This window comes from Pararhodobacter sp., assembly GCF_036802785.1.
Lineage (GTDB): Bacteria > Pseudomonadota > Alphaproteobacteria > Rhodobacterales > Rhodobacteraceae > Pararhodobacter.
Genome location: NZ_DAIRVN010000005.1, coordinates 1 through 11401 on the forward strand (window position 1 = coordinate 1; position 11401 = coordinate 11401).

An 11401-nucleotide genomic window follows, 5' to 3' on the forward strand; every position below is an offset into this window, starting at 1 on the left:
TTCGGGCACCGTATAGGCGGCGGGGGCAATCAGAAAACCGCGCTCGGGGATGTGGCTGTCAGCAGGCAGGAAGCGCAGCACATTCTCCAGCCCGATCCGGGTGCCGATCCGGGTGATCAGATCGCTCAGCCGGTCCGGACTGTAGGGCGTGGCGGTCAGGCCGGTCTGCTGGGCGGCCAGCGGCTCCACCACCGTGGCCTCCAGCCGGACCTGGTCGATGCCGAAGCCAACCTCCACCGCACTCACCCCCCGCTCGAAAAGTGGCAGAATGCGCTGCGGGTCACGCATGGCCGCCGCCAGCCGCAATTCCACCTGCTGGCTGCCCTGATCGACCCGGCGCAGCGTCAGCCCCAGCCTGCGCGCCCCGACCTCCTGCTCCCGCAGCTTGTGGCACAGCGATTCCAGCAGCCGTGCGGTGGCCGCCATCACATCCGAAACCATGCCGATGGGCTCAGGCAGGGTCAGGCGCACGCCGTAATGCGGCGGCTCGGTGGCAGGGGTGACCGGCTCTGGCTGCTGACCAAGCGCCTGATCCAGCCGCAGCAGCAGGCCCTGCCCGAAGCGGCGGGCAAGCGGCCCCCGAGGCGCGGCGCAAAGATCGCCGATCGTGCGCAGACCCAGCCGCTGAAGGGCGGTGTCGGTCTGCGCCTCCAGCCGCAGTGCCGCCACCGGCAGCGCGCCAAGCACCTGCCCCTCGGTGCCGTAATGCGCCCGCGCCCAGGCCGCCCCGCGCGTGGCGCCCAGCCCCAGCCGCAGTTCCAGCCCAGCCGCGTTCAGGCGGGCGCGCATATCCTCCAGCATCGCCTCTTCGCCGCCCCACAGGTGGCTGGCGCCGGTAATGTCCAGCACCAGCCCATCCGTTCCCTCAGGCCCAACCCAGGGGCAATACCGCAGGGCCCAGCGGCGCAGCGCGGCCAGAAAGCGTTTGTCCAGATCAGGCCGCGCGGGGCGGCTGACAAGTTCCGGGCAGAAAGCGCGGGCATCGGCCAGCGGCATGCCCCGGTGCAGCACCGCCTGCTCAGCACGGGCATTGAGGCAATGGATACGCTCGGTATTGTCCAGCCGGGTGGTCAGGGCAAAGGGGGCATCAACCGGGCAGGCCCGCAGAACCCGGTCGCTGGACAGCCGGGGAAACCATATGCAGACGATGCGCCTTTCGATCCCATCGAACATTCCAGGCTCCAAGTGTTCCTGATTTGTTCTTTGTAATTTCCCACCGCATCAGAGTCGAGTCCTCCCCCTCCGGATCAAGCACCGGGGCGGCATGCCAGCGGGTCTCGGCAGCGTTCGAGCCCATCCCCTCGGGGGTCAGGCACAGCCCGGTGCTGTTCCCCGCCTGAGCGGCCAGTTGCAGCCGCCGCCCCTCGCGCAGATTGAGCGGCCGGGTGATTTCGGTCACGACAAAGGCCACCGCCCCGTCCCTGAGCGCTTCTTCGGTCACCGCCAGACTGTCGGTCTGATCCGCCGTGCGGGCCAGCAGAAGATGCGCGGGGTCAAGCAGGGCGGCAAGGCCGACCGGGTTCAGCGCCTCAGGCAGCCAGTCTTCGCGCACCCATAACACCGGCCCGCCGGCAGCGGCGGCAGCGATGGCGCAAAAGGCCGCGCCCCCGGGGCCATAAACCTCATGGACACGGGCGGCGCGCAGGGGGAAGCCGGGGATCGGACTGCTCATCATGGCCCGGAGTCTAGTGCAGTTTCCGGGAAAGTTGAGGCCCTTGCGGTGCGGAACTGCAACAAATGCGCAGGCTGGCGTGTTTTGCTCAGCCCGCGAAAGGCGCACCACCACAGGGCGCGGAGCCCCCGCCACCCCCTGCCCGCCTCAAGCCATCGCGCCCCTGACCCAAAGCAGAAGGCGAAGCGTTGCGCACCCTTTTCTGAACCGGTATAAAAGCGCCATGGTCCCGTAGCTCAACTGGATAGAGCACCTGACTTCTAATCAGGATGTTGGGGGTTCGAGTCCTCCCGGGATCGCCACCACTTCTTTAAGCTGCCTGTAGCGCGACAGCCAAACCCGGCTGGAAACCTTGCAAGAGGTTCTGGCGCATCTTGACCCGGCTAAGGCCCTTGACGGATCAAGGACGGGATGGCCGGTGTTGCCCTCTCAGCGAAAACTGATTACATTTGTCCAATCGGATCGAACAGGAGGGGGAAGCCGGTGTTGTGCCAATGCTTCCATAACCGCACCCGAGGACCTGTCTCTGCCCCGCGCTTCATCTCGCGGGGCTGACCGGGAGCGCATAGCCGTCTCATCGTCAGCCTCTTCCGGCGCTGTTTGCGCCTGTCTGAACTGATGAGACTCCCATGTCCCTTATCGCGGTCAAAGACCTTTCGCTGACGCGTAGCGTCACCCTGTTTGCCAACCTCGACCTCTCCATCGCCAAAGGCGACCGCCTCGGCCTTGTCGCCACGAACGGGCGCGGCAAATCCTCGCTGCTGCGGATCCTTGCGGGCCAGGAAGAGGCCACGACCGGCAGCGTAATCCGTGCGCGCGGCCTGATCACCGCCTTTGCGCCACAGGACCCGCCGGCGCATCTGCTGCCCCTGAGCCTGTATGACGCCGTGCGCGACGCGCTGGACACCGAGGCCGCAGAAACCGCTAGCTGGCGCGTCGATATCCTGCTCGACGATCTGGGCGTGGACGCGGATCTGCGCGACCGCGCCGTTCACAATCTTTCCGGCGGCTGGCAGCGGGTCATGCTGCTGGCCCGCGCCGCCGTGGTTGCGCCCGATCTGCTGTTGCTCGATGAGCCGACGAACCACTTGGATATCGGGCGGATCGGTGTGCTGGAGCGGTTCCTCGCCGCCCTGCCCCGCGATTGCGCCGTGGTGGTGGCGAGCCATGACCGCGCCTTTCTCGATGACATCACCAGCCGCACCCTGTTCCTGCGGCCAACGGAAAGCGCCGATTTCGCGCTGCCCTATTCGCGGGCGCTTGCCGCGCTGGAAGAGCGCGACGCCGCGCGCGACCGGCAGTTCGGCAATGACATGCGCAAGGTCCGCGCCCTGCGTCAGCAGGCGGCGAAGCTGAAGAACATCGGCATCAACTCCGGCTCTGATCTGCTGGTGGTCAAGACGAAACAACTGTCCGAACGTGCCGACCGGCTGGAGGAGAGGGCGCAGCCGGTGCATCGCGAGGGGTCGGCCGGATCGATCCGCCTGACCAACAGCGGCACCCATGCCAGAGCGCTGGTGTCACTCGGCGAGACCACGATCACAACGCCGGACGGGCGGGCGCTGTTGCGCACCGGCAAGCTCTGGATCGAGAAAGGCGACCGGGTGGCGCTATTGGGTGCCAACGGCAGCGGCAAGACCCGTCTGGTCGCGCGGCTGCGGAAGGCATTGTCCGGCGCGGATCCGGAAATCCGGGGCACCGCCAGCCTGAGGCTGGGCTATTCCGATCAGGCCCTGTCGCAACTTGATGCCTTTCCGACGCCATGGGAGGCGGTGAAACACGCCAACACTTTGGCTGACCAGCAGGCACGCACGCTGCTGGCGGGTGCCGGGACTGCCATTGACGCCCAGACAGCGCCCGTTTCGCGCCTGTCAGGCGGTCAGCGGGCGCGGCTTGCCATGCTGATGCTGCGGCTGGCGCAGCCGAATTTTTACCTGCTGGACGAACCGACCAACCATCTCGACATTGATGGGCAAGATATGCTGCAGGGCGAGTTGACCGAACACGGCGCGGCCTGCCTGTTGGTCAGCCATGACCGCGCCTTTGTGCGGGCCGTGGCCACCCGCATCTGGGTGATCGACAACAAGCGCCTGATCGAGGTTGATGATCCTGATCCCGTGTTCGAGAGGCTGATGGCGGGCTGATCCGGCCCGCCGGGTCACGGGGCCGGATCAGATGATTGCTGGTTGAGTGCGCGACGTCCCCGAGGGGTCCGCTGCGCTGCGAAGGGCGCCGGGGCCGAATGGCGGCAGTGCTGGCCGGTGACATGCATCGGGCCAGTCGGCGCCCCTCACGTCGGGAACGGTCTTCGTGATTTCGCCGCTGGGACCATGGGTGTCAGCCGCAGAAAATCCGGCTGATCTGGTCGTCCTCATCAAGCTCGATGTTCAGACGGTCTGCGCGGAAATCCATCGTCACTGCCTGCCCGGGCCGGATGATGCGCATATCCGAGGGCGCGGAAATCGCGTCGGCTGCGGTGGCGGGCGCGCCGACAAGGTGCTGCAGGTTGGCGGCGGTGCAGGTGTCCTCGGACGGGCTGTCAGCCACGGGTGCCTGACAGGCGGCAAGAAGCAGGGCGGAAACAATCAGGGCGGCTCTCATCGGTATATCCACTTGTTGGGGCTCGATGCCAATCTGTGCGCAACGCCGGTGGAACGGTCAACCTGTCTGGCGGCGCCAGCGGCCGGACAGGCGAAAACCGGTCGGCAATATGCCGCCAATGTGCCGATGCACCGGCCTTACCGGGGATACCCGGGTGCCCGGCGCTCCGCGTCAGCCCTTGCGGGCGGCCTCAATGGTGGCGACGTCGATCTTGTGCATGGTCATCATCGCCTCGAATGCGCGTTTCGCCTCTGCACCACCTGCGGCCAACGCCTCTATCAGCGCCCGCGGCGTAATCTGCCATGAGATGCCCCATTTGTCCTTGCACCATCCGCAGGCGCTTTCCTGACCGCCATTTGCGACAATGGCGTTCCAGTAACGGTCGGTCTCTTCCTGATCCTCGGTGGAAACCTGAAAGGAGAAGGCCTCGCTATGCGTGAAGGCAGGCCCGCCGTTCAGGCCCAGACAAGGAATACCGAGGACAGAGAACTCCACCGTCAGCACATCCCCCTCCTTGCCGGATGGATAGTCACTGGGCGCATGATGGATGGCTTTGACCGCGCTGTCAGGAAAGACTTCGGCATAAAAACGGGCGGCGGCCTCGGCTTCGCTATGATACCAGAGGCAGATTGTGTTCTTGGGAAGGGTCATTGATTGTGCATCCTCATCTTGAACGGGTGGGAAATGTCGGCACCCGCGACAGACCCGCGACCGGGCAAGGCAGGTTTCAGGGTGCCCTTTCAGGCCGGGGCGGCAGCCATGCGCGCATGGTCCGCAGCCTGCCAGTGGGCCATGTGATCATCCATCGCCTTTCGGAACGCTGGCCGCGCGGTGCCGCGCGCGACATAGGCGGCAAGCGCTGGCCAGCCCTCCAGCGCGCCTTCCGACCGGCCCACCCGAAGCACGTCAATCATCGCAATATCGGCAATGCTGAAATCACCCGCCAGCCAGTCCTGCGCGGCGAGCTTTTCTTCCAGCGGTGCCAGCCGGGCGTTCATTCCCTGCCTCGCAAATTCGATGACCTGCTTGTCCGGTGCCGGGCCAAAGAAGTCCGGCATCCGCACTGCTAGCACCATCAGCACCCAGCGCGCGCTTGCCTCCTCAACCGTGTTCAGCGCGGCAAACATCCATTGCGTGACCAAGGCGCGCCGGGGGCCGGGCAGCAGCGCACTGCCCTCGGCCAGATGCATCAGGATCGCCCCACTTTCAAACAGCGTCAGATCCTTCTCGCGGATCACCGGCACCTGCCCGAAGGGCTGCATCTGCCAATGGGCATCGCTTTTGGGATGGGAGGGCACGGTTTCCACGCGGTAGGGGCGGCCCAGTTCCTCAAGGCACCAGCGCACCCGCATGTCGCGCACGAAGCCGCGCGGAAAATCCGGCAACCAGTCGAAGGTTATGAGCGTCAGTGTCATGCGTCGGCTTTCGAGTCGAACAGCGGCTCGAACCCGGCCCACATCATCCGCATGCCATCAAAGGGCATGGTGGAGGTGTCCATATCGCCCATCTCGGCCTCCATCGCCTTGGCGGCGGCGTCGCAGGTGGCGCGGTCAGGCCATGCCGTCCAGCTGAACACCGCGACCTCGCCGGCTTCGGCCTTGGTGGCGCGGTAGAAGTCAGTTTTCTTGCCGCGCGGAACGTCTTCGCCCCAGGCCTCCATCATCCCGCTGGCGCCGCCCTTCTGAAACATCTTCCAGCCTTCATCTGCCATGGCGGCGTAGGCAGCCTTGTTCTTTTCCGGCACCGCCAGCAGGAAGCCCTGATAATACCCCGCGCCGGTATGCTGACCGGCCTCATACACCGGGGAAAACCCGCCAAAGATCATGCGGCTGCCATCAAAGGGCATTTCGGGCATCTGTTTCATCGCCGGATCATTCGTCATCTTTTGCCACGAGGCGTCAGCGGTCGCCTTGTCCGGCCATTCAATCCACGAAAACACGATGGATTCATCGTCGCGTGCATCGACCGCGCCGTAGAAATCGGTGACCTTGCCCTTGGGCACGTCCACGCCCCATGTTTCAACCATACGCGTTGCGCCATAGGAGTTGAACAGCGGCCATGCGGCGGTAAGATGTTCCAGATACTTGCCTTTATTCGCAGTGGGCACCGCCCCTACCGAACCTGTGTAATACGCCATCCTTCTCTCCCTTTCGTGCAGCCGATTCTGCTTGCTTCCTGAGCGTGCCAGCGTTAGTAGTAAAAAACAACCATAAGTATGAAAAAATGAGTAAACAGGCGGAAATCCCGCGCCTACGCTATGATGAAGGCTGTCTGGCGGCCCATTCGCTCAACCTGATCGGCGACCGATGGGCGCTGCTGGTGGTGCGCGAGCTGATGTTCGCGCCCAAGCGCTTCCAGATGATCCGGGCGGGCTTGCCGGGCATTACGGCCAGCGTGCTGACCGGGCGACTGGCGCAACTGACGCAGGCCGGGGTGGTTGAGCACGATGAGCGACTGGGCATCTATGCCCTGACGGAGGCGGGGCGCGCGGTGTTGCCGGTGCTTGAGGCGCTTTGCCGTTGGGCGCTGATCGTGCCGGGCCACGACCCTTCGCGCTTTATCAGCCCCTCAGCGTTGATGATCTCGATGGGGGTGAACCTGATCCGTGATCTGCCGCCGGAGCGCAGGGCGCTTGCGGGGTTCAGTTTCGGCAATGAGGCCTTTGAGATGCAACTGGCCGGCGGAAAGGTGCAGACACGCGCTGTCACCCGCCCTGCGGCCCCCTTTATCCTTTCAGGGAATGGCAACCAGCAGGCGATGGCGGTCTATGGCCCGGTCCCCCTGCCAAAGCTGGTCGCCGGGGGCGTGGTCGGTGTGGAGGGCGACATTGCTGCCGCCGGGGAATTCCTTTCCCTGTTCCGGCTTGAGCGTCAGGCGTGAGGGCTGCCAGAGCGGTCAGGCAGTGACTTCTGCGCGTCAGGCACCCATTCTTCCGGCGCGCGGTTCCAGAATCTGTTCGGATTATCCTCATCCATCCCGCGGATATGCAGGGTCCGCACACAGGGCTGGACGAAAAGAACGGGTTCCTCGTAGGGATGGGTTGCATAGACCGCCTTCAGAACCTCAACAGCGGTTTTGCCGTCATCCGGCAGAAAGAACGACAGCTCCACACAGGGCACCTCCAGCACATCCTCGGTGGCGGCATTGCGCCCGCTGCCCAATGACCTGAATTGCTGAGTTCCCGGCACGGTCCTGAAGGTCACGCTGTTATAATCGCCGTACTTCAGGGTGCAGACGGCAAGGACGGCATCGACAACCTCCTGCGCGCGGAGGTCAGGCACCTGCACGATGATCCGCAGCCCTTCTTCTGCCGTGAAGCGGTCGGTGTCGAGTTGGGGCAGCTTCATACGTTCCTCCTGTTCCGGGATCAGTATCACTGGGTTGTCCGCAATCAGGATAAAGCATCAGGTCTTCAGTTCAGAGACACTGTGACCGGAGGGCTGCGAAAGCAAAAACGGCGCGCTGAAGACAGCGCGCCGCTTCCTGCCTCAGGGGCCGGTGGGTCAGCTCCGAACCAGCTTTTCATAGGCGACCGAGATGTCGCGGGTCAGCTGGCCGACCTGAAAATGATACTCGCCGATCTGGCCCACCGGGGTAACCTCGGCGGCGGTGCCGGTCAGGAAGCACTGCTGGAAGCCCGGCAGTTCCTCAGGCAGGATGTGGCGCTCATGCACCGTCACGCCCATATCCTTCAGCATGCTGATCACGGTCTGGCGGGTGATGCCGTTGAGGATGGCATCGGGGATCGGCGTATGCACTTCGCCGTCCTTGATGAAGAAGACATTCGCGCCCGTCGCCTCGGCCACATATCCGCGATAGTCGAAGAACAGCGCGTCTGAGCAGCCCTTGGCCTCGGCGGCATGTTTGGACATAGTGCAGATCATGTAAAGCCCTGCGGCCTTGGCTGCTGTCGGGATTGTCTCGGGCGAGGGGCGTTTCCATTTGGCGATGTCGAGCTTGGCGCCCTGCATCTTGGCATCGCCATAATAGGCGCCCCATTCCCATGCGGCCGCCGCCATCCGCACCGGGTTGCGGGCAGATGCTACACCCATATCCTCGCCCGCACCGCGCCATGCCACCACGCGCAGATAGGCATCGGTAAGGTTGTTGGCCTTGAGCACGGCGGCCTTGGCCTCTTCGATCTGATCGACGGTATAGGGGATCGTCATATCCAGCAGCCGCCCGGATTCCAGCAGCCGTTCAGAATGCTCACGGCTTTTGAAGACCTTGCCGTTGTAGCAGCGCTCGCCCTCAAAGACCGACGAGGCGTAGTGCAGCGCGTGGGTCAGGACATGCACATTGGCCTCACGCCACGGCACCAGCTTGCCATCCATCCAGATGAACCCATCGCGATCGTCGTAAGCGGCCATTGGTCTCTCCTATTCCGAATATTGCGCCCCTTAGGGCCGACTCGGACATAAAGTTGCGTCAAAACGCAGGATCGCTAACAATTGATTCTTGGAAAGTCAACAAGACTGACATAAAATGATTTCAGTCGAGCGCAAAAAACAGGCACGCCTCAGACCGGGAAGGCAGAGAATGAACCAAAGCAACGCGGGCGGGGAAAACCTGCTCTTTCTCACCGACGAACAGTTGCGCAAGGGCATCGAGGCGATGTTTTTCGCCTATCGCGGCTTCACCGCCGACCCGGACAGGATTCTGTCGGAAATGGCCTATGGCCGCGCCCATCACCGCGCGCTGCATTTCATCAACCGCAGCCCCGGGCTGACGGTGAACGCCTTGCTGACGGTGCTTGGCGTGACAAAACAATCGCTGAACCGCGTCCTACGGACATTGATCGAAGACGGGCTGGTTGAAAGCCGGGTGGGCCGCACCGACCGGCGAGAGCGGCAGCTTATGCTGACCGTCAAGGGCGCTGAACTGGAGCGCCAGTTGTCCGAGGCACAGCGCGCCCGGATGCGCGCCGCCTATCGCCGGGCGGGGCCGCAGGCGGTGGCAGGCTTCCGGCAGGTGCTTGAAGCGATGATGGACGATCAGATCCGCACGCAGTATCAGTCGCTCAAAGAGGTTCGTATATGAGCATTCCTGACCCCGGCGCCTCCCATCTTCTGGTTGTTGATGATGATGAGCGCATTCGCGGCCTGCTTCAGAAATACCTGATCCGGCAGGGCTTCATGGTGACCGCCGCGCGCGATGCGGCGCAGGCGCGGCGGCTGCTGCAAGGGCTGTCGTTCGATCTGATCGTGCTTGATGTGATGATGCCGGGCGAAGACGGGATCAGCCTGACGGCATGGCTGCGAAAACTGTCTCCGGTGCCGGTGATCCTGCTCACCGCGCGCGGCGAGGCCCGCGACCGGATCGCGGGACTGGAGGCCGGGGCAGATGATTACATCCCCAAACCCTTTGAGCCGCGCGAACTGGTCCTGCGCATCAACGCCATCCTGCGCCGCGCCCCGCGCCCTGAGGCCACGGCGCACAAGCCGCAGGTGCTGATCCTTGGCCAGATGCGCTACGAGCCCGAAAGCGGCGAGCTGCGCGACGGCAACGAAGCCGTGCGCCTGACCCAGACCGAGGGCGCGCTGATGCGGCTTCTGGCCGCGTCGCAGGGGCAGGTTGTCAGCCGCGAGGCACTGGTGGACCATCTGGGCCGTGACCGGGGCGGGGCCAGCGGCGAGATGACCCAGGAGCGGGCGATCGACGTGCAGATCACCCGCCTGCGCCGCAAGATAGAGCCTGACCCGAAGCGCCCGCGCTATCTGCAGACCGTGCGCGGCGAAGGCTATATGCTGACGGTCGGATGACATGACAACCGCCCTCGACTCCCCTTATTTCCGCGACCAGTTCTGCACCCCGGCCATGCGGGCAGTGTTTGCCGACCGGGCGCGCATCGGCGCGTGGCTGGAAACCGAGGTGGCGCTGGCGCAGGCACAGGCGGGGCTGGGGCTGATCCCCGCCGCGGCCGCAGCGGAAATTGCCCGCGTGGCGAAGGTGGATGCGCTGGATCTGGCGGCGATGAAGGCCGATTATGACCTGTCGGGCGTGGCGATCATCCCGCTGGTAAAGCATCTGGGCGCGCTATGCAGCGCCGAGACCCGCCGCTGGGTCCACTGGGGCGCCACTACGCAGGATATTCTGGACACCGGCTTCACCCTTCAGATCCGCGATGCGCTGGGGCTGGTGCAGGCTGACCTTGACGCGCTGATCCGGGCGATCGCCGCGCTGGCCCGGCAGCACCGTGATACGGTCATGGCCGGGCGCAGCTTCCAGCAGCAGGCGGTGCCGGTCACCTTTGGCTACAAGGCCGCCGTCTGGCTGGACGAGATGCTGCGCCACCGCGCCCGCCTGCCCGCGCTGCGCGAGCGGGTTCTGGTGGGTCAGTTCGGCGGCGCCGTCGGCACGCTGGCCACGCTGGGCACGGACGGCATTGCGGTGCGCGCGGCCATGATGCAGGCCCTGAACCTTGGCACCCCGCCGATCACCTGGCACACCGCCCGTGACCGCTGGGCTGAGCTGGTGCACTGGCTGGCGATGGTCGGCGCGACACTGGGCAAGATCGGCACCGAGATCGCCATGCTGATGCGCAGTGAGGTGGGCGAGGTGCGCGAGCCCTTTGTGCCCGGTCGCGGCGGCTCTTCCACCATGCCGCAAAAGCGCAACCCGGTCGCCAGCCCGCAGATCATCGCGCTGGCCCGGCGGCTGCGCGACCTGCCGGGCGGGCAACTGGATGCGATGGTGCAGGACCATGAGCGCGGCACGGGGGCGATGCCCGTGGAATGGGCCGTTCTGCCAGAGGCCTTCCTGCTGCTCTCTGGCGCGATGGCCCATGCCCTGCCGCTCCTGCAGGGGCTGGAAGTGGATGCCGCCCGGATGCGCGCCAATCTCGATGCGGGCGGCGGCCTGGTGATGTCCGAGGCGGTGATGATGGGCCTTGCGCCCCGCGCCGGGCGCGCGGCGGCGCATGCGATGGCCACCAAAGCGGCGCAACACGCCGTTAAGCACGGTATCAGTCTGCGCGCCGCGCTTCTTGAAGACCCGGATGTCATGGCCCATCTGACAACCGAGGCGCTTGATCATCTGCTGGAGCCCGGCAATTACACCGGCTCGGCGGGCGCGATGGTCGATGCCGTTCTGGAACTGGCGCGCGGCGAAGGGCTGGCCTGAAGGCCG

13 protein-coding genes and 1 tRNA gene are annotated in these 11401 nt (G+C 65.0%); 6 read left to right on the top strand and 8 right to left on the bottom strand.

All coding sequences use genetic code 11. From position 1 onward, the window contains the following. Positions 1 to 1173: Y-family DNA polymerase (locus tag V7Q53_RS03425; RefSeq protein WP_333826977.1), on the bottom strand; the 1173-nt coding region annotated here is incomplete at its 3' end. Beyond that, a complete protein-coding gene (locus V7Q53_RS03430; protein ID WP_442954408.1) occupies positions 1088 to 1672 on the bottom strand; it encodes an ImuA family protein in 585 nt (194 codons plus the stop codon). The genes V7Q53_RS03425 and V7Q53_RS03430, both read right to left, overlap by 86 nt. 225 nt (positions 1673 to 1897) lie before the next feature. On the opposite strand from V7Q53_RS03430, the gene V7Q53_RS03435 reads away from it, so the two are divergent. Next, positions 1898 to 1974 (top strand) — tRNA-Arg (locus V7Q53_RS03435). 327 nt (positions 1975 to 2301) lie between these two features. Then, on the top strand, positions 2302 to 3816 hold the full coding sequence (locus V7Q53_RS03440; RefSeq protein WP_333826979.1) for an ABC-F family ATP-binding cassette domain-containing protein: 1515 nt from the start codon (positions 2302 to 2304) through the stop codon (positions 3814 to 3816). Positions 3817 to 4009: 193 nt separating this feature from the next. Here the strand turns inward: V7Q53_RS03440 and V7Q53_RS03445 are convergent, their stop codons facing one another. The 4 genes from V7Q53_RS03445 to V7Q53_RS03460 form a co-directional block, all read right to left on the bottom strand. Then, positions 4010 to 4273 carry an I78 family peptidase inhibitor gene (locus tag V7Q53_RS03445; RefSeq protein WP_333826980.1) on the bottom strand — a complete coding sequence of 88 codons (264 nt, stop codon included), beginning with the start codon at positions 4271 to 4273 and terminating at the stop codon, positions 4010 to 4012. Positions 4274 to 4444: 171 nt separating this feature from the next. Continuing rightward, positions 4445 to 4924 (bottom strand): VOC family protein, encoded by a 480-nt coding sequence (locus V7Q53_RS03450; protein ID WP_333826981.1) that lies wholly within the window; start codon positions 4922 to 4924, stop codon positions 4445 to 4447. An 89-nt stretch (positions 4925 to 5013) separates the two neighbouring features. After that, on the bottom strand, positions 5014 to 5688 hold the full coding sequence (locus V7Q53_RS03455; RefSeq protein WP_333826982.1) for a glutathione S-transferase family protein: 675 nt from the start codon (positions 5686 to 5688) through the stop codon (positions 5014 to 5016). Next, a complete protein-coding gene (locus V7Q53_RS03460; protein ID WP_333826983.1) occupies positions 5685 to 6410 on the bottom strand; it encodes a DUF1428 domain-containing protein in 726 nt (241 codons plus the stop codon). Before V7Q53_RS03460 ends, V7Q53_RS03455 begins: the two co-directional genes overlap by 4 nt. Positions 6411 to 6496: 86 nt before the next feature. On the opposite strand from V7Q53_RS03460, the gene V7Q53_RS03465 reads away from it, so the two are divergent. After that, positions 6497 to 7153 carry a winged helix-turn-helix transcriptional regulator gene (locus tag V7Q53_RS03465; protein WP_333826984.1) on the top strand — a complete coding sequence of 219 codons (657 nt, stop codon included), beginning with the start codon at positions 6497 to 6499 and terminating at the stop codon, positions 7151 to 7153. Here V7Q53_RS03465 and V7Q53_RS03470 read toward each other — a convergent pair. Next, positions 7144 to 7620 carry a hypothetical protein gene (locus tag V7Q53_RS03470; RefSeq protein WP_333826985.1) on the bottom strand — a complete coding sequence of 159 codons (477 nt, stop codon included), beginning with the start codon at positions 7618 to 7620 and terminating at the stop codon, positions 7144 to 7146. The two genes, V7Q53_RS03465 and V7Q53_RS03470, sit on opposite strands and share 10 nt — an antisense overlap. Before the next feature lie 156 nt (positions 7621 to 7776). Continuing rightward, positions 7777 to 8643 carry a branched-chain amino acid aminotransferase gene (locus V7Q53_RS03475; protein WP_333826986.1) on the bottom strand — a complete coding sequence of 289 codons (867 nt, stop codon included), beginning with the start codon at positions 8641 to 8643 and terminating at the stop codon, positions 7777 to 7779. Positions 8644 to 8812: 169 nt separating this feature from the next. Between V7Q53_RS03475 and V7Q53_RS03480 the strand changes: the two genes are divergently transcribed. From V7Q53_RS03480 to V7Q53_RS03490, 3 genes are read left to right on the top strand one after another with little or no spacing between them, the layout of a single operon-like run. Further along, positions 8813 to 9313, top strand: coding sequence for a MarR family winged helix-turn-helix transcriptional regulator (locus V7Q53_RS03480; protein ID WP_333826987.1), 501 nt, complete (start codon positions 8813 to 8815; stop codon positions 9311 to 9313). Continuing rightward, positions 9310 to 10035: a response regulator gene (locus tag V7Q53_RS03485; protein WP_333826988.1), complete on the top strand. Its 726-nt coding sequence runs from the start codon at positions 9310 to 9312 to the stop codon at positions 10033 to 10035. Before V7Q53_RS03480 ends, V7Q53_RS03485 begins: the two co-directional genes overlap by 4 nt. Position 10036: 1 nt before the next feature. Next, positions 10037 to 11395, top strand: coding sequence for a class-II fumarase/aspartase family protein (locus tag V7Q53_RS03490; RefSeq protein ID WP_333826989.1), 1359 nt, complete (start codon positions 10037 to 10039; stop codon positions 11393 to 11395). The last annotated feature ends 6 nt before the right edge of the window (positions 11396 to 11401 follow it).

Coding starts and splice junctions, on each gene's coding strand:
- V7Q53_RS03430 (WP_442954408.1), bottom strand. CDS start 1,672: ATGAGCAGTCCGATCCCCGGCTTCCCCCTGCGCGCCGCCCGTGTCCAT.
- V7Q53_RS03440 (WP_333826979.1), top strand. CDS start 2,302: ATGTCCCTTATCGCGGTCAAAGACCTTTCGCTGACGCGTAGCGTCACC.
- V7Q53_RS03445 (WP_333826980.1), bottom strand. CDS start 4,273: ATGAGAGCCGCCCTGATTGTTTCCGCCCTGCTTCTTGCCGCCTGTCAG.
- V7Q53_RS03450 (WP_333826981.1), bottom strand. CDS start 4,924: ATGACCCTTCCCAAGAACACAATCTGCCTCTGGTATCATAGCGAAGCC.
- V7Q53_RS03455 (WP_333826982.1), bottom strand. CDS start 5,688: ATGACACTGACGCTCATAACCTTCGACTGGTTGCCGGATTTTCCGCGC.
- V7Q53_RS03460 (WP_333826983.1), bottom strand. CDS start 6,410: ATGGCGTATTACACAGGTTCGGTAGGGGCGGTGCCCACTGCGAATAAA.
- V7Q53_RS03465 (WP_333826984.1), top strand. CDS start 6,497: ATGAGTAAACAGGCGGAAATCCCGCGCCTACGCTATGATGAAGGCTGT.
- V7Q53_RS03470 (WP_333826985.1), bottom strand. CDS start 7,620: ATGAAGCTGCCCCAACTCGACACCGACCGCTTCACGGCAGAAGAAGGG.
- V7Q53_RS03475 (WP_333826986.1), bottom strand. CDS start 8,643: ATGGCCGCTTACGACGATCGCGATGGGTTCATCTGGATGGATGGCAAG.
- V7Q53_RS03480 (WP_333826987.1), top strand. CDS start 8,813: ATGAACCAAAGCAACGCGGGCGGGGAAAACCTGCTCTTTCTCACCGAC.
- V7Q53_RS03485 (WP_333826988.1), top strand. CDS start 9,310: ATGAGCATTCCTGACCCCGGCGCCTCCCATCTTCTGGTTGTTGATGAT.
- V7Q53_RS03490 (WP_333826989.1), top strand. CDS start 10,037: ATGACAACCGCCCTCGACTCCCCTTATTTCCGCGACCAGTTCTGCACC.